Source organism: Paenibacillus sp. A3 (assembly GCF_001399685.1).
Classification (GTDB): Bacteria; Bacillota; Bacilli; order Paenibacillales; family NBRC-103111; genus Paenibacillus_G.
Map to the genome: position 1 here is coordinate 17,976 of NZ_JTHN01000023.1, position 17,848 is coordinate 35,823.

Annotated in this window: 1 protein-coding gene; it reads right to left on the bottom strand. The window is 57.0% G+C overall.

From position 1 onward, the window contains the following. Positions 1 to 14: 14 nt before the first annotated feature. Positions 15 to 17,840, bottom strand: a complete 17,826-nt coding sequence (locus QJ48_RS02850) for a non-ribosomal peptide synthetase (RefSeq protein WP_054972151.1) — start codon at positions 17,838 to 17,840, stop codon at positions 15 to 17. Between the last annotated feature and the right edge of the window lie 8 nt (positions 17,841 to 17,848).

Sequence of the window (17,848 nt, forward strand, 5' to 3'; positions counted from 1 at the left end):
AAAAGGCAGCAAGATTAAAACTGAAACGCGGTGTTTCGCAATTGGTTGACCTCGTCCTCGATGGCCGATAGCTTGGCTTCCTCGGCTTGATTGAACAAGCTGATATGCTTGAGCGCGATTTCCGGATTCTGCACGATCTCCGTCACGATTAACCGGATATGCTCCTCAGCCCGTTCTATCGTCTCCCGCTTGAACAGCGTAGAAGCGTATTCCAGCGTCAGCCCGATCCCGGTCGGGGTTTCCGCCGCTTTCAAAGTCAGATCGAATTTCGAAATTTGGCTTTCGATCCCGGTTTGCTTTAGCGTCAGTCCGTCTAAGGCAATGGCCGCCGTTTGTTCCAGACCGGACATGTCGAACATGACATCGAACAACGGGTTTCTTCCCGGTTCTCTTCGGATATTCGCTTTCTCGATCAATGCCTCCAGCGGGTAGCTCTGATGATCGTGGGCGCGGAGCAAGCCGTCCTTGATCTCCTGCAGGAATGCGCCGTACGACTTCCCGCCTTCCGGCCGGTTCCGCAACGCCAGCGTGCTCGCGAACATCCCCACCATCGACTGCAGATCCGCATGCGGCCGACCGGCGGCCGGCATCCCGACGACGATGTCCTCCTGCCCGCTGTACTTCGACAGCAGAATCGTGAAGACCGACAGCAGCACCATCGGCATCGTCGCTGCGTGCTCCCTGGCGATCGCTTGCAGCCCCCGGGATGCTTCCTCGTCGAGCGCGAAGTGCAGCTTCCCGCCCTCAAAGCTCTGCACGGCCGGTCTTTCGTAATCGTACGGAAGCGTAAGCAGCGGCGCCCCGTCCTCGAATTGACCCATCCAATACGCTTCCTGCCGCTCCAGCTCGCCCGAGCGCAGCCGCTTGTTGTGCCATGCCGCGAAATCCTTGTACTGGATGCGCAGCGGCTCCAGGCTCTCCCCGTTGTACAGCCGGACAAACTCCTTGACCAAAATGCTCATCGACACGCCGTCCGAAACAATATGGTGCATGTCGATCAGCAGGTACGTTTCCCCTGCGTTCACGACTAGCTCCGCCCGGAAAAGCGGCGCGCTCTCCAGCTCGAACGCGCGCACGAACTCTGCGGCAATCGTCTGAATATCCATGCTGCTGCCTGGTCTGACCGCCAACGTGAACGCAGGGTCGCGCTCGATCCTTTGCACAATGTCCCCGTCCACCGTCAGGAACGAGATGCGCAGCGCCTCGTGTCGCTGCACGAGCCGCTTCAGCGCCGCCTCGATCCGCGCCGCGTCCGCTTCGCCCTCCAGCTCGAACACGCCGGGCATGTTATAAGCCGTGCTCCGCTTGTCGAGCTGCTGCACCGCGTACATCCGCTTCTGCGCAGACGATGCCTCGTACCAAGCCTGCTCTCCGCACGGCTCGATCGCCTCGTACGCCCGGGCTTCGCTGCCTTCGATATAAGCGCCGAGCTCTTGGATCGTCGGGTAGCGGAACAGCTCCCGCAGCGGCACTTCGACGTGCAGCCGCTTATGGATTTCGCCCATGACCAACGTCGCTTTCAGCGAGTGGCCGCCAAGGTCGAAGAAGTTGTCGTGGATGCCGATCTTTCCGACACCCAGCACGCCGCGCCAGATGTCCGCCAGCGCTTCCTGAACGACGCTGTGCGGGGCTTCGTAGTCGCTTACGATCAGTCCGCTCCGGTCCGGCGCAGGCAGCGCTTTCCGGTCGACCTTGCCGTTGCTCGTCAGCGGAATGCTGTCCAGCCGGACGAAATAGGGCGGGATCATGTACTCCGGCAGGCTTTCCTTCAAGTGCTGCTTGAGCTGCGCTTTATCGGTTTCGCCGCCTTCCCGAGCGACGACGTATGCGCACAAATAGGTTTGCTGCTGTTCGTCGGCCCGGGCGGTCACCACCGCTTCCTTGACCGACGGGTGACGGACCAGCCGGTTCTCGATCTCGCCCAGCTCGATGCGGTAGCCGCGGATCTTGACTTGATTGTCGATCCGGCCCAAAAATTCGATCTCCCCGTGCGGCAGCCAGCGGGCCAGATCGCCCGTTTTGTACATCCGCGTTCCGGGCGCGTGCGGATTGTCCACGAACTTCTCGGCCGTCAGCTCCGGCCGGTTGAAGTAGCCCCGGGCTACGCCGTCGCCCGCGATGCACAATTGTCCCGGCACGCCGATCGGAACGAGCTGATGATGGGCATCCACGATGTAAATCTGCGTGTTGCCGATCGGCTTCCCGATGGTCAGTCCGACCGCTTCGCCCTGCATGCGCTTCGCCGTGGACCAGATCGTCGTTTCCGTCGGGCCGTACACGTTGTACACTTGAAGCTTTTCACCGTAAGCTCGAATCCGCTGCCACAGCGCCGCAGGCAGCTCCTCGCCTCCGACCAGAAGCTTGCTCAGCCCGCCCAAGGCGCGCCCGAACGCCGAATGCTCCAGCAGCATCTTGAGCCGAGACGGCGTGCTCTGCATCGCGTCGATGCCGTGCCGCTCGATCAAGGCAGCCAGCTTCGTCCCGTCGCCGCCTTCTTCATCGCCAGCCACGACGACTTTCATCCCGTGCGTCAACGGCACCAGCGTCTCCAGACCGAAAATGTCGAAGGAGATCGTGGTCAGGCACAGGATGCTTGCGCAGCGGTTCAGCTCCGTTTCGCTCACGATGGCGTGAATAAAATTGTTCACCTGCCGGTGCTCCACCATGACGCCTTTCGGGTTGCCCGTGGAGCCGGAGGTATACAGCACATACGCCAAATCGCGACACGTATTCGCAGCCTCCAAGTTGCCGGCATCTCCCCGGTAAAGCGCCTCGTCCGTCATATCCAGCACCGTCCCGCCGAATGCCAGACTATCGCCCAGTTCGCGGGACGTCGCCAGCAGTCCGATCTTCGCATCCTCCAGCATATACGCGATCCGTTCTCCCGGATGGGTCGGATCGATCGGCAGGTAAGCGCCGCCCGCCTTCAGGATACCGAGAATGCCGACAAGCATCTCCAGCGACCGTCCGACCATGAGGCCGACGATTGTATCCGGCCCGACCCCGTAGCTACGCAGCACGCGAGCTAGCTGGTTGGCTCTGACATTCAGCTCCCGGTACGTGAAGGACCGGTCCCCGAATACGGCCGCGATCCGGTCCGGCTGCGCTTCGGCCTGCGCCTCGAACAATTGCGGCAGCGTCTTCTCCCGCGGATACTCCATTTGCGTCGCGTTGAATTGCTCCGTCAGCTGCCGCTTTTCGTCCTCGGTTACGACTTCGATCGCAGAAATCGCTGTCTCGGGGTCAAGGCACAGGCGGTTCAAAACGTGCGAGTAATTCCGGCCGATCCGGTCGATCGTCTCCGCGCGGAACAGCTTGGTGCAGTATTCGATCGTATACCGGATCGTCTTCTCGTTCTCCACCGCATGAAGCGTTAGATCGAACTTGGAGATGCTGCTGCCGGTGGGGACGAGCTTCAGCGTGAGCTCCGGAGAAGCGGCCAGCCATTCCCCATCCGCATAGCTCATATTGAACATCACATCGAACAGCGGATTGCGGCCCGTGTCCCGCTTCACGCGCACCTTATCCAGAAGCTCCTCGAACTGGTAGCTCTGGTTCTCATAGGCATGGAGCGCGTTTTCTTTGACCTCCTTTAAAAACTCGCTGTAGCGCTTTTCTCCCGAAGCCCGATTCCGCAGCGCCAGCGTGTTGACGAACATCCCCACGATGGTCTGCAGATCGGCGTGGGGTCTTCCGGCGACCGGGCTTCCGATCACAATATCTTCCTGTCCGCTGTACTTCGACAGCAGAATATGGAAGGCGGACAGCAGAACCATATGCAAGGTGCTGCCGGTTTCACGGGCCAGCTTGCGCAGCCCTTCCGTCAACGCTTCGTCCATAGCAAAGCTCAGGACACTCCCTTCGAAGCTTTGCATGACAGGTCGTTCGTCATCGTACGGCAAGTTCAATACCGGGATGTCGCCCTCGAACCGGTTCACCCAGTAAGCCTCCTGCCGCCTCATCGCCTCCGATTGCAAAAACTTGTTTTGCCAAACCGCAAAATCTTTGTATTGAATGCGAAGCGGCTCCAACGGCTTACCGTTGTACAGCTCGATCAACTGCTTCATCAACAGCCGCATGGATACCCCGTCGCTGATGATGTGATGCATATCGACCCACAAATACGTTTTGCCCCGCCTCGGAACGAGTGCTGCCCGGAACAAAGGGGCTTTCCCCAAGTCGAACGGACGGACAAAAGCTTCAAACCCCGCGTCCGCGTCTTCGTCACTCGCTGCTCTTCGCTCAAGCGCAAACGCAAGCTCCGTCTCGATTCGCTGAACGATGCTGCCGTTCAAGCTTTCGAAGGAGGTGCGCAGCGATTCGTGTCTTTTCACCAGCGCCCGGAATGCCGCTTCGATGCGGCCGGGGTCGATGTTCCCCTCGACTTCGCAGATGGCCGGCATGTTGTAGACGATGCCCTTCTCCAGCTGCTGGATCAGGTACATCCGTTTTTGGGCGGAAGACGTTTCGTAAAACGGCTGCGGTGCGCACGGTTCAATCGAGGTGTAGAGGGTTTGCCCGCTGTTCTCGACGTACCTGCCCATCGCTTCGAGCGTCGGACTGCGGAACACTTCCTTCAACGGCACCTCGACGTTCAGCCGTTTATGGATTTTGCTGACCAGTACGGTCGCTTTTAACGAATGGCCGCCCAGGTCGAAGAAGTTGTCGCGGATGCCGACCCGCTCCACGCCCAATACCTCGCGCCACACCTCGGCCAGCTTCGCCTCCGCCTCGGTTCTCGGCGCTTCGTAGTCATCCACTGAACCTCCGCCGAAAGACGGCTCCGGCAGCGCGCGCCGGTCAATCTTGCCGTTGCTCGTCAGCGGCATCCGCTCCAGCAGCGTAAAATACGTCGGCACCATGTAATGCGGCAGGCTTTCTTTCAAGGCGCTGCGGATATCGGCCAGTTCGGCGCAGCCATCTCCTACGAGATACGCCGCCAAAACCTTCTCGTGATGCCGGTTCTCGCGGGCGATGACGACGGCTTCCTTGACACCCGGAAGGCCGAGCAGCTTCGCCTCGATCTCTCCCGGCTCGATCCGGAAGCCCCGGATCTTCACCTGGTTGTCGGTCCGGCCGATAAATTCGATTTGTCCGTCCGGACGCCACTTCGCCAAGTCCCCGGTCCGGTACAGACGCTCCCCGGGCTCGAACGGATTGTCCGTAAACTTCTCCGCGCTTAATTCCGGCCGGTTCAAGTAACCTCTTGCGAGTCCGGCACCGGCGACGCACAGCTCGCCCGGCACCCCGACCGGCGCAAGATGACCCTGTCGGTCCACGATAACCACCCTGACATTGGGCAGCGGTTTGCCGATCACACCGGTGAACGACTCCAGCCCGTCCCGGGGAATCGGCGCCGTCACGCAGCCGACCGTGCTTTCCGTCGGTCCGTAATGGTTCATCAGGCGAACCCGGCGCTGCCGGTCCATCCGGTAAAACCGCTCGATATCCTTGACGTTGAACGGCTCTCCGCCAAGGATGATCAGCCGAAGGCGGCTCGTTTCGACCATCTGCTCCACGCCTTCTCCTTGCAGCAGAAGCTGGAACAGCGACGGCGTCATTTTCAAATACGTGCAATGTTCCCCGATATACCGGACGAGCGCGTTCGGCTCCTTGTACGTATCCTCCGGCAGCAGATGCAGCGTAATGCCGCCGGTCAAGGCAGTATATACCGACGTATAGCCCAAGTCGAACGCATACGAGGACAGCAGCGCCGTCGCGTCTTCATCCGTGACCGAAGCTTCCTCCAGCATCGCATGGCAGTAATTGGCCAGATTCGAATGGGTAATCATGACTCCTTTCGACTTGCCTGTCGTGCCCGATGTATAGATGACGTAGGCCAGGCTGTCGCCCGTATGGACAGGTACGAGATTGCTGCCATCGCCTTCGCCCGCCCACAGCACGGCATCGCTAAAATCGATCACTTCGCCGTGGAAATCGACCTTTTCCAATTCGGCAACTCCGGCGGTCACAATAATCCGGACGGCCGCATCGTCAAGCATATACCCAATCCGTTCCTGCGGCTGGCCCGGATCGATCGGCAGATATGCGCCGCCCGATTTCAGAATGCCGAGAAGACCGACGGCCAGCTCCAGCGACGGCTCCGCCAGCAGTCCGACGATCATGTCCGCACCCACGCCCCGGCTCCGCAGCGCGCGGGCGAGCCGGTTGGATTGCTTGTTCAGTTCCCGATAGGTAAGCTGCCGGTCTCCGCATACAACCGCGGGATGGTCCGGCCTTCTTTCCGCCTGGGCCTCGAACAGCTCCACCATCGTGCCGCCCTGGCCCAAGTAGTCCGCCTTCGTATCGTTAAAGTCGTGCAAAATCCGGTGCTTTTCTTCCGCCGTGATCATCTCGATCTGCGAGACCGGAATGTGCTCGTTCGCAGCGACGACTTCAATCATTTGCTCAAAATGACGCTTGACGCCGGCTACGCTCTCCCGATCATACAGCAATTCGTTGTAAGAAAATGTGATCTCCAATTCTTCGTTCGGCACGACCTTCACGTTAAAATCAAAGCTGGTCTGCTCGTATCCGTCGAAATCCTGCACGCTGTAGCCCAATCGCTCCTTGAAATCAAAACCGATGAAATGTTCGTCCACGTAATAGTTTTGGAACGTAATTTTGTTATGAATGAGCTTATCCTTTAAGGCGGTCAGGGCTTGAATGTCCGCAAGCGGATAATAATCGTACCGCGCGGATTCGAGCGATTGCTGCTGCAGTTCCTTCAAAACGTCGATAAACCGGCTGTCCGGCCCGCAGCTCACACGCACGGGGATCGTATTGATCAACAAGCCGACCAACTCGTCAATTCCGCCGATTCCCGCATTCCGGCCGGATACGACGGCGCCGAAGACGACATCCGAAGTATGATTAACCTTCTGAAGCAAAAGGCCCCATACGGCTTGGATGACCGTATTGATCGTCGTCTGCGTGCGTTGGGCCAGCATCCTGAGCCGCTCGCTTCGCGTCTTGTCGATCCGGAACTCCAGCCGGCCCAAGACGTATTCTCCGGCAGCCGCTTTCGCGGAATCTGGTAATTTTGCAACGGCCTCGTACTCCTCCAAGCGGCGCTCCCAATACGCCCGGGCCTCTTCTTGATTTTGCCGCTGCAGCCAGTGAATGTACTCGACATACCGTTTCGGTTCCGGAGCGTCCAGTGGCTCGTTGTTTTTGAGCTTGGCGTACAGCTCGAAGAAATCTTTCATGAGCACCCAAAGGCTCCAACCGTCCGCCAGAATATGGTGCGAGCTCCAGATCACTTTATATTGCCGGTCGCCAAGCTTTAAAACGGACAGCCGGATCAACAAGTCCTCGCTCAATTCAAACAAGTTCGCCCGATCCGACCGTTCAAACTGCTCGACGCAGGCCTGCCGGGCCGCCTCGTTCAGATGCGTTACGTCTTCGAAATACACATTCGCTTGCCGCTCCGCCAGCACGACTTGTCTGGGCCGATCCAAATGACGATAGACGATGACCGTCCTTAAAAGTTCGTACCGTTCGATCAGCTTGTTGAAGCTTTTCCTCATCAGCTCCATGTCGAGATGTCCATGGGCCATATAAGTATTTTGCTCGAAATAGGCGGCGGACTCCCGGTCCAATAACGCATGGAACAGCATGCCCTCCTGCATCGGGGTCAGCGGATAAATATCGGCAATGCGGAAGCGGTTATCGGCTTCGTACTTCTGCTTCAAGCATTCCAACTCTTCCAAAGTCAAGGCAGGGTCCGAAAAATCGGAAGGCGTCGTTTCGGCCGTTTCCCGGCTTTTGCAGTGGTCGATAATCGCCAGCAGGTGCTTCCTGAAGCTCGCCCCTACTTCGGCCATCGTGCTTTCGCGATACTTCTTGGCATTGTAGGAGATCGTAAAGGCCAGCCGCTGTCCGGTGATCATCCCATTGATGTCGATCTCGCTAATTCGCTCTCCTTCCAAACTCTTGCTGTCCCCGCAGGATAGAGGCGACCACTCGAACATATCGGTGTTCAGCTCGCCGTCGAACTGCCCCAAATAATTAAAGCTGATTTCCGGTTCCCGCGAAGGCCATACCCGCGTATGGTTCATATACTTGAGAATGCCATAGCCGATCCCTTTGTTCGGCACATGCCGGAGCGTTTCTTTGACCCGCTTGACGGCATCGGATAGCGCTGCGTCTGTCATCGTCAACAGCAAGGGATACTGGGCCGTAAACCATCCTACGGTCCGGTTGACGTTGATATCGCCCGCCAGCTTGACTCTGCCGTGACCCTCCAGATTAATAAGTACCCGTTCTTCCGAAGTCCATTCCCGTACCGTCAGTCCCAAGGCCGTCAACAAAATGTCGTTGATTTCCGTGTTGTAGGCTTTATTGACATTTCTTAGCAGATCCTCGGTTTCTTCCATGCTGAACTCGACGGCGATGTCCTGCGCATATTTGATTTTATTGTACTCCCCGCCAATCGCCTGATCTGCCGGAAGGGGCTTAATCTCGGCTTTTTCAATCGCATCCCAATACGCAAACTCCGCTTGCAGCTCGTCGCTCTCAAGCTGTTTTTGCAAATAGGCGCCCCATTCCCGGAACGAGTTCGTTTTATCTTGAAATTGGACGGCCTCTCCGCCCAGCGCCTGCCGGTAGCCCAAAGCAAAGTCTTCGAACAAAATTCTCCAGGATACCCCGTCCACAACGAGATGGTGAATCGCGATAAGCAGGTGATCGCCTTCGTCCGTCCGGAACAGACCTAGCTGAACCAGCGGCCCCTTCGCCAAATCCAACCCGCTTTGCAGCTCGCTGCAGCGAAGTTTCATTTCTTCTTCGCAGCCGTCGCAACCGGTATAATCAAACAGCTCGAACGCAACCAGCGCCTCGTCCGCTTGAACCCCACGATTATACTGGACGATGCCATCGCCCTCTTGACGGTAAACCATCCTTAATGCGTCGTGATGCCGTACGATGTGACGGAACACCTGTCGTACGATGTCTTCTTGAAACCGCTCCTTTCGGAAGATCATGGCCGCCTGATTCCAGTGGTGCCTATTGGTCAGATTCCGTTCGAAAAACATCCTTTGAATCGGAATAAACACCGCTTCACCTTCAACAGGGGCTTGATTGATGTCGGTTTCGCTGCTTTTGATTTTGCACCCGATGCTTTTTAGCGTTCCGTCGTCGAAAATATCTTTGATTTCCAAAGTATAGCCGTACTTTTGCAATTTGGAGGTAATGCGGATCGCCTTGATGGAGTCGCCTCCGAGATCGAAGAAATTCGCGTTGATGCCGACCTGGCTTACCCCCAGCACCTCGCTGCAAATTTCGGCCAGCTTCGCTTCGATATCGTTGCGCGGAGCCTCGTATTCGCTCGCGGTCAGCGCTTGGATATCCGGCGCCGGCAGCGCTTTGCGGTCGATTTTGCCGTTGGGCGACAACGGCAGCTCCTCCATGACGATGATAGCCGACGGCACCATATAGTCCGGCAGCTTGCGCCGCAATTCGTTGCGCCACAGCGCAGAAAGGCTATTGCCTGCGCTCGCCGCTTCCTCCGCTGCATCTTCCGGCACCACGTAGGCCACAAGCTGCGGATTCCCCGGCTGATCCTCCCTCGCCATGACGAACGCATCCTTCACGCCGCCGCTCTCCCGCAACGCAGCTTCGATTTCGCCCGGCTCGATGCGATAGCCTCGCAGCTTGACCTGGTGGTCGATCCGCCCCAAATATTCGATCGTCCCGTCGGGTAAAAACCGCGCCAAATCCCCCGTACGATACAATACCGGTGTCGCTTCCTCCGCGTACGGATTCGCCACGAAGCTGCTCGCGGTCAGCTCCGCGTCGCCGATATAACCGCCGCCGACCTGCACACCGGCAATGCACAGCTCGCCCGGCAAGCCTGTCGGCACCAAGCCTAGCTCCCGGTTCAAGATATACACGCGCGTGCCTGCCACCGGCCGGCCAATGGGCACCGGCTTTCCTGCAAGAGACGGCATATTCGTCAGACGGCTGTAGACCGTGACATCCGTACACTCCGTGGGACCGTACGTATTGACCACCTCGGCCCGGCAAGCGTCCGACGCCGTCCAGAGCACAAGCTTGTCCGCCGCAATCGGCTCCCCGCCGAGAAAGACGTGCCGCAGCGTGCCCAGCGGCCTGTAGCCCGCTGACGCCGTTTCGTCCAACAGCGGATAAAAGGCGCTTGGCGTCCCGTTCAGCAGCGTAATCCCGTGCCGCTCGACCAGTTTTGCCACTTCACGCGCATCGTAAGGACCCGTCGGCAGCAGCACCAGTTGTCCTCCGGTGACGAGCGGAGCGAAAATGTTCTTCTGCGTAAGGTCGAAGCTCGGCGACGAGATGAGCAGCATCCGATCAGCTTCCGTCATTCCGAACTCGTTGATATACCACTGGATCAGGTTTGCGAAGCCGGACCGGTAGACGCTCGCTCCTTTCGGCATTCCCGTCGATCCTGACGTATAGATCACATACATCCGGTGCTCAGCGCAGGCCTCGCCGTGCGGGTTATGCTCCGGCTCGTTGTCCAGCCCCGCCGCTTCGTCATCCAGACACACAACCGCCATGTCCGGCCGGGCCGCCAAGCCTTCCGCCCATGCCAGCTTGGTCACCAGCGCCTTTAATCCGGCGCGCTCCGCCATCATGCCGAGCCGCTCCTTCGGCAGCGCCGGGTCCAGAAGCACATAAGCGCCGCCGGCTTTGAGCACGGCCAACAGGCTCGTGACCAGCTCCGGGCTGCGTCCCAAGCAGACGCCGACCAGCGTATCCGCTCCGATTCCCAGCGATTTCAGCCGGTGCGCCAGCTGATTCGCTCTAGCATTCAATTCCCGGTAAGTGAGCTGCCGTTCATCGGCAATCACGGCGATCCGATCTGGCGTCCTGGCAGCCTGCTCCTCGAATAATTCGTGGACCATCTCTTTCCGATAATTCGCGTTCGTGCCACTGAAACGATGAAGGAGCGTATGCAGCTCTTCCCGGCCGAGCATCTCGATTTCCGAAATTTTTTGATCACCATGGCGGCCGATCCCGTTTAAAATCTCGATAAAATGCTGCGCCATTTTTTCGATCGTTTGCTCTCGAAACAGCTTCGTGCAGTACTCGAAGCTCAGCGTCAAGGCATCATTTTTTTCCATAACATGTAAGTTGATATCGAATTTGGAAATATGGCTCGGAATGCCTTTCAGTTCCAGCGCAAATCCGTTCGCTTCTCGCTTCGTCCCGTCCGGGGCTTCCACGCTATACATGTCGAACAAGACGTCAAACAACGGATTTCGGCTAATATCCCTGACGATATTCAGCTTTTCCAGCAGCCGTTCCAGCGGATAGCTGTCATTTTCGTAAGCCTTCAGCGAGTTCTCCTTCACATCGTCCAAAAACGCAAGATACGATTGATCTCCGCGAGGACGGTTTCTGAGCGCCAGCGTATTCACAAACATCCCCATGACGGATCGAAGCTCTGCACGGGACCGCCCGGAGACCGGTACGCCCACGACGATATCGTCCTGTCCGCTGTACTTGGACAACAAGATGTAGAAGGCGGACAGCAGAACCATCTGCAGGGTGCATTCCCGTTCCTTCGCGAACCCGCGCAGTCGTTTCGTCACGGGTTCATCCACGGTGAGGCTGATCGTATTTCCTTCGAAGCTCTGCAGTGCGGGACGGGCAAAATCGTATGGCAGCTGCAGCACCTGAACGCCGTCCTGGAATTGATTCACCCAGTATTGCTCCTGCTTCTTCACGTCTTCCGATTGCAGGTAACGGTTATGCCAGACGGCAAAATCCGGATATTGGATACGCAGCGGCTCCAAGACGGCTCCGTCGTACAGCATGGCCAATTCGTCGATGAACGTCCGTATAGACAGGCCGTCCGAAATGATATGGTGCATATCGATCAGCAAGTAACGGCTCCCCGGGGTGTTGACAAATTCCGCACGGAACAGCGGAGCTTTGTCCAGCTCGAACGGCCGGATAAAGCGGCTCGCAATCCCGGCCAAATCGGCTTCACTCCCCTGCCGAACTTCCAGTTGAAACGGGACAGCGCGGGCGATTTTCTGAACGACTTCGCCATCCGCCGTCTCGAACGAGGTTCTTAACGCTCCATGCCTGCGCACTAACTCTTGAAGCGCCTGCTCGATGCGGCCTTGGTCGGCCTCTTCTCCCAGCTCGAACATGCCCGGCATATTATACGCAATGCTCCGGGGATCACGCTGCTGGACGGCATACAGCCGTTTCTGCGCAGAGGACGTTTCGTACGCTTCCTTCTCCCCGCACGGCTCGATAGGCTCATAACCGTTCTCGCCGCTTCGCTCGATATAGCCGGCAATTTCGCGGATCGTCGGATGCTGAAACAGCTCTTTTAGCGGAATTTTGACCTGAAACGCCTTGTGAATCTCGCTCGTTACCGCAGTCGCTTTTAACGAATGCCCTCCCAGGTCGAAGAAGTTGTCATCGATCCCTACTCTCGACACGCCTAACGCCGCTTCCCAGATGGCCGCCAGCTTGGCTTGCAGCTCATTGTGCGGGGCTTCATATCCGGTCGCGAGCAGACTGCCAATGTCGGGCTCCGGCAGCCTTTTTCGGTCGACCTTCCCATTGCTCGTCAGCGGAAACTGTTCCAGCCGGATAAAAAAAGCCGGAATCATATAATCGGGCAAGCTTCCTTTTAAAAAGGTTTGGAGTTCCGTCTTATCGACTTCTTCGCGGCAGACGATATAAGCGCATAAATAAGACTGCTGCTGATTGTCCTCCTTCGCCAGCACAACGGCATCTTCGATAAGGGCATGGCCGAGCAGCCGATTTTCAATCTCCCCGAGCTCGATGCGGTAGCCTCTGATTTTCACCTGATGGTCGATCCGGCCCAAATATTCCATCTCTCCGCCGGGCAGCAGCCGGACCCAATCGCCCGACCGGTAAATCCGCTCGTGCTCCTTATGCGGATGGCGCAAAAAACGCTGCTGCGTCAGCTCTTCGCGGTTTAAATACCCCCGTGTCACCCCGTCGCCGCCTACGTACAGCTCGCCAGGAACGCCGAACGGCTGAATGTTCAAATGCTCGTCCATCACGTAGGTGGACAGCGTCGGGATCGCTTTGCCGATATTGCTGATCCCGCTGGCGATTTCCTGCATCCCGATTTCCTTGTACGTGACATGAACCGTCGTTTCGGTGATGCCGTACATGTTGATCAGTCGCGTATCCGGGTATTTCTGTTTCCACGGCTTCAACATTTTCGGTTTCAGGGCTTCCCCGCCGAAGATGACATACCGTAAGCTCAGCTTCCGGCCGCTATCCTGGATTTCGAGATTCATCAAGTTATAAAAGGCGGACGGCGTTTGATTAAGCACCGTCACGTGTTCGTGTTTCAGCAAGGCCAAATAGCTTTCGAAATCTGTCGTTACAGCCTCCGGTACCACAACCAATTTGCCTCCGTGCAACAAAGCGCCATACATTTCCCAAACGGAAAAATCGAAGCAGTTCGAATGGAACATCGTCCAAACGTCGTTTTCCGTAAAATCAAACGGCATCTTGTCGTTAAATAGAAGCCGGACCACATTGTTATGCTCGACCATCACGCCTTTAGGCTGGCCGGTCGTCCCGGAAGTGTAGATGATATACGCCAGATGACGGCTGTGATTGACGGAATGGAGCGGACCTGCTGGCCCGTGATAAATGCGCTCATCCAAAACGTCTACCCGGGTTCCGGTAAAATCGGCGTCCTGAGCCAACCCGCCGGAGGTAATCAACACGCCGAGCTGCGAGTCCTTGATCATGTAGTCGATTCTGTCCTTGGGCAGCTTCGTATCGATAGGCAAATAAGCGCCGCCTGCCTTCAGCGTGCCCAGCATAGCTACGATCATCTCGACAGACCGCTCCACCATGACCCCTACGATCGTTTCCGCTTGGACTCCTTGCTCCCGCAGCCAGGCGGCGAGTTGGTTGGATCGTTCGTTGAGCTGCTTGTAAGTGAGTGAACAGCCCTCATAAACGACAGCGATCTGTTCCGGCGTGCGCTCCGCCTGCTCCTCGAACAATTGATGAATCGTTTTGTCCGCGGGATACGCCGCTTTCGTATCATTCAGCCCGTACAATAATTCGTGCCTTTCGTCCTCGCCGATCATTTCCAGCTCGTACAGGCGCTGCTCGGGCCGATTTAGGATATTTTCCATAAGCTTCAGCCAATGAACAGCCATCCGCTCGACCGTTTCCGGCTTAAACAAATCGGTATTGAACTCGATGCCGCATCGGTACTGCCCCTCATGCCGCACTTCAAAAAACAAATCGACCTTCGAGCTGCCCGTCTTGAGCTCATGACAGCTTAACCGGAGGTTCTCGCCTTGAAATGTCAGCCTTTGATTGTTGTGAAACGTAAACAGCGCATCAAACAGCGGATTACGGCTTATATCTCGGGGAACGTTGAGCAGATTGACCAGCTCTTCGAACGGGTAATCGGCATGCTCAAGGACGCTTAACGCATGGTCCTTCACATCGGTGAGAAATTGAACGAACGTCTTGGCGGGAACCGGTGCATGGCGCATCGGAACGGTGTTGACGAACATTCCGAGCAGCGGGTCCGCATCCGCATGATTTCGGCCTTCGACCGCTGTTCCGATGACAATATCGTCTTGTGCGGCGTATTTGGACAGCAGCACATAAAGCGCTGCGAGAAAAAACATATAGGGGGTAAAGTGATTCGCTTTGCACCATTCGTCGATTTGCCGCCCGATGCGGTCCTCGAGCGGAAACGAAAGGTGGCTTCCGCGAAACGTTTGCCGGACCGGGCGATTGAAATCCGTCGGAAGCTGCAAAACCGGGATACGATCCGCGAACACGCCCATCCAGAATTGCTCCTGCTTGCGGGTCTCTTCTTCGGACCGGTGCCGTTGGCTCCATAAAACGTAGTCTTTGTACTGAATGCGGGGCGGAGCCAGCTCCAGACCGTCATAGGCGGCCAGCAGTCCTTGCGCGAACAGGACCGCGCTTGCTCCGTCAAACACAATGTGGTGCGTATCCAGCAGCAGCACATGCTTCGTATCTTCCAGCTTGAACAATTTCACGCGCAGCAGCGGAAGCCGGCTCAAATCAAAGGGTTGTATGAACTGCTGGGCTTGCTCTTCCAGATAACGGCTTGCTTCGATCCCTTCCGGCTTTTCGTCGTACGGCATCGGAAGGCTGAGGTTGCGAACGATCCTTTGAACGACCGTCCCGTCCGCTTCTTCAAAATACGTTCTCAGCGCTTCATGTCTCGCGATCACTTGAAGGACCGCTTTCTCTAGCGACGCGATGTCCAGACGTCCTTCGATTTCAATCGCGCTGGATACATTGTAATTCAAGCTTTCCGGATGCAGTTGATGAAGAGCGTACAGCCTTTTTTGGGCGGACGATGCCGGATAATGCTCGCACGGCTCCACAGGCGGGATGGTTCGCTCCTGCCGCTCCTCCACCGACGCGGCATCCAGCAGCGAGGAAAGATGCCGGATCGTCGGCCGCTCGAACAAACTCCTGAGCTGGAGCTTCTTGTCGAACTGCTTTTGCAAGGCTGCGAGGAGCTTCATCGCCTTCAACGAATTTCCGCCCAGCTGGAAGAAGTCGTCTTCCGCTGCAACCGACTGCACATGCAAGATGTCCGCCCAGAGACGGCGCAACTGCCGCTCCGTTTCGGTGAACTGTTCCTTATAGGCCACGGCCTGCGCGTTCGCTCTGGTGCGAATATCGTCCACCTGAAGGAAGACGTCCGGAATCATATAGGGAGGCAGCTCTTTCCTGAGTTCGGCGGCGATGGCGCTTGCATCCGTCAACGACTCGACGGCGGTGACGTACGCTGTCAGCCCGGAACGCGCTTCGTCATAGTCGCATGCCGCTTCGGCAATGAGTGCATGGCTTCTTAAGCGCTCCTCGATTACATGAAGACTAGCAAGTCTTCCCTTGATGCGGAGCAGCTTCGCTTCCTCGCCCAACACCTGCAGCTCTCCATGCTCAAGCCATCTTCCGCGCAAATTCGTATTGTAAATTTCAATGTCGCTTGGGCCGATATAAATGTCGCCCACGATCCCCAGCCCCGCAAGCTGCATTTCCCGGTCCAACACGAACACTCTCGCATCTTCGTGCTGCGCAATCCCGTAATCGGCAGCGTTGATTCCCAGCTTTCGCTCGACGTCCTCTGGCTTCAAGGTCGAATAGAAGGCAAGAATGCGCTGCACTTCTTCGCCGGGAACGATATTGATTTCGGCAACCGGCCGGGTCTCCTCGGCGATCCGGATTCGCATCCATTGCTGAAAATACGCCGCCCACCGCTTCGCCGTATCTTCCGATAAGATCCCCGTATTATAATCAAATCTTATAATTAGCTCATTTCCAAATTCAAACAAAGTGACGAACAAATCGTACTTGCTCTCGGCGATGCCGACCGGCACATAGTCCGTTTCCGTGCCATGGAAGGCTTGACCCGTAAAGCCCCGAACCATGTTAAAGACGACATTATAGCTCTGTTCCGCATGTGCAGGATCGAAATAATGTGCCGCTTCCAACTCTTCAAAATAACGCCTCGCTTTGCCCGCAAGACGTTCCAGCGAATCCGTCTCTTCGACCTCCAGACAGACGCCGATCATCTCGACGCAATTGCCTACCAGCGATTCGACCCCGACGATATGCTGCCCTGCAAAAGGGACTCCGAAGGTCGTCCGCCGGTTTTGCGTCACCTTGCTTAAGAAGGCGGCAAATAAGGAAGCCATCGTATGAAACAGGCTTGTGCCGCATTGCGCCGACGCTTTTCTCAGCAGCCGCAGCGTATCCTTGCTTTCTCTCACCTCGAATCTGGCGCCAGTAAACCGCTTTGGCTTGGCCGAGAAATCCGTCGATAGATCGACGAAATTGTCCGTTTGCGGGACGCCGGTCCCGGCCGGAAATGGCCGCGCTTCGATCAGCCCCTCCGCGTCCTTCACCCGCAAATAGCTGCTGAACGGCCATGCAGGCTCCAGCTCCGGCTCACGCCCCGTACAGTGACTGTTGTAAATTTCGGCCAGCTCATGGTATAGAACCCCGATCGACCAGCCGTCGGCAATGAGGTGATGGACGACAAAAGCAAAAATCGCTTGCTTCTCCGTCTCCCGAATGAGCGCCGCCCGAAACAGCGGTTCGGTCAGCCGAAACGGTTTTTCCGCAAAAGCGTCCAGCATCACCGCGGCATCCTGTCCGGCAGCGTCTAGCGCTTCGATCTGAACCCGTATCCCGCTCCGTACCGTTTGCGTCCGGCGCTCGGGATCGACAACCGTCCTGAGAGCCTCGTGCCGCTCCACCAGCTGATCCCAGCTTTGCTGCAGGACGTTCAGGTCGAGGCTCCCGTTGATCCGGAACGCCAACGCTTCGTTGAAAGCCGAGCTTCCCCCAGCAATCTCGCATTGTCCCAATATGTTTACTTGCTCTTTGGATAATAGAAAAGCGCGGTTTTCCGTTTCCGGCTCCGCCGCCGCTTCGACCAAGAGCCGCTTCATCCGGTTGCGTCTTCGCATCGCCGCTTCCTCTTCAACCGAATGGGCGGCCTGAGCCCGGGCGGGAGCGGTCACGGCAATTTCCTGCAGCGCCGGAGTCTCGGGCGAATCGTCCGTTTCAACCCGTTCGGACGGCTGATCCTTCGAAACCGTTGCGAGATAAAGCGCAATTTTGTTCATATCCGTCAGCTCTCCGTACAGCTTCGAGTACGGAATATCGACTCCGAATTGCCGGACAACCGCAGCATGGATTTTCGTATAGATCATTGAATCGATGCCAAGTTCGATTAAATTTTCATGAGGGTCGAGCTCGCTTTTTTTGATTTTCGTAATTCCGGCTATGATGTCGGTGAACTGCTCCAGCGTGTCATGGAAGGATACGTTACGCATACGGCATG

What these genes read in the sequence shown, in the direction of transcription:
- QJ48_RS02850 (WP_054972151.1), bottom strand. Translation starts at nt 17,840, where the DNA reads ATGCGTAACGTATCCTTCCATGACACGCTGGAGCAGTTCACCGACATC.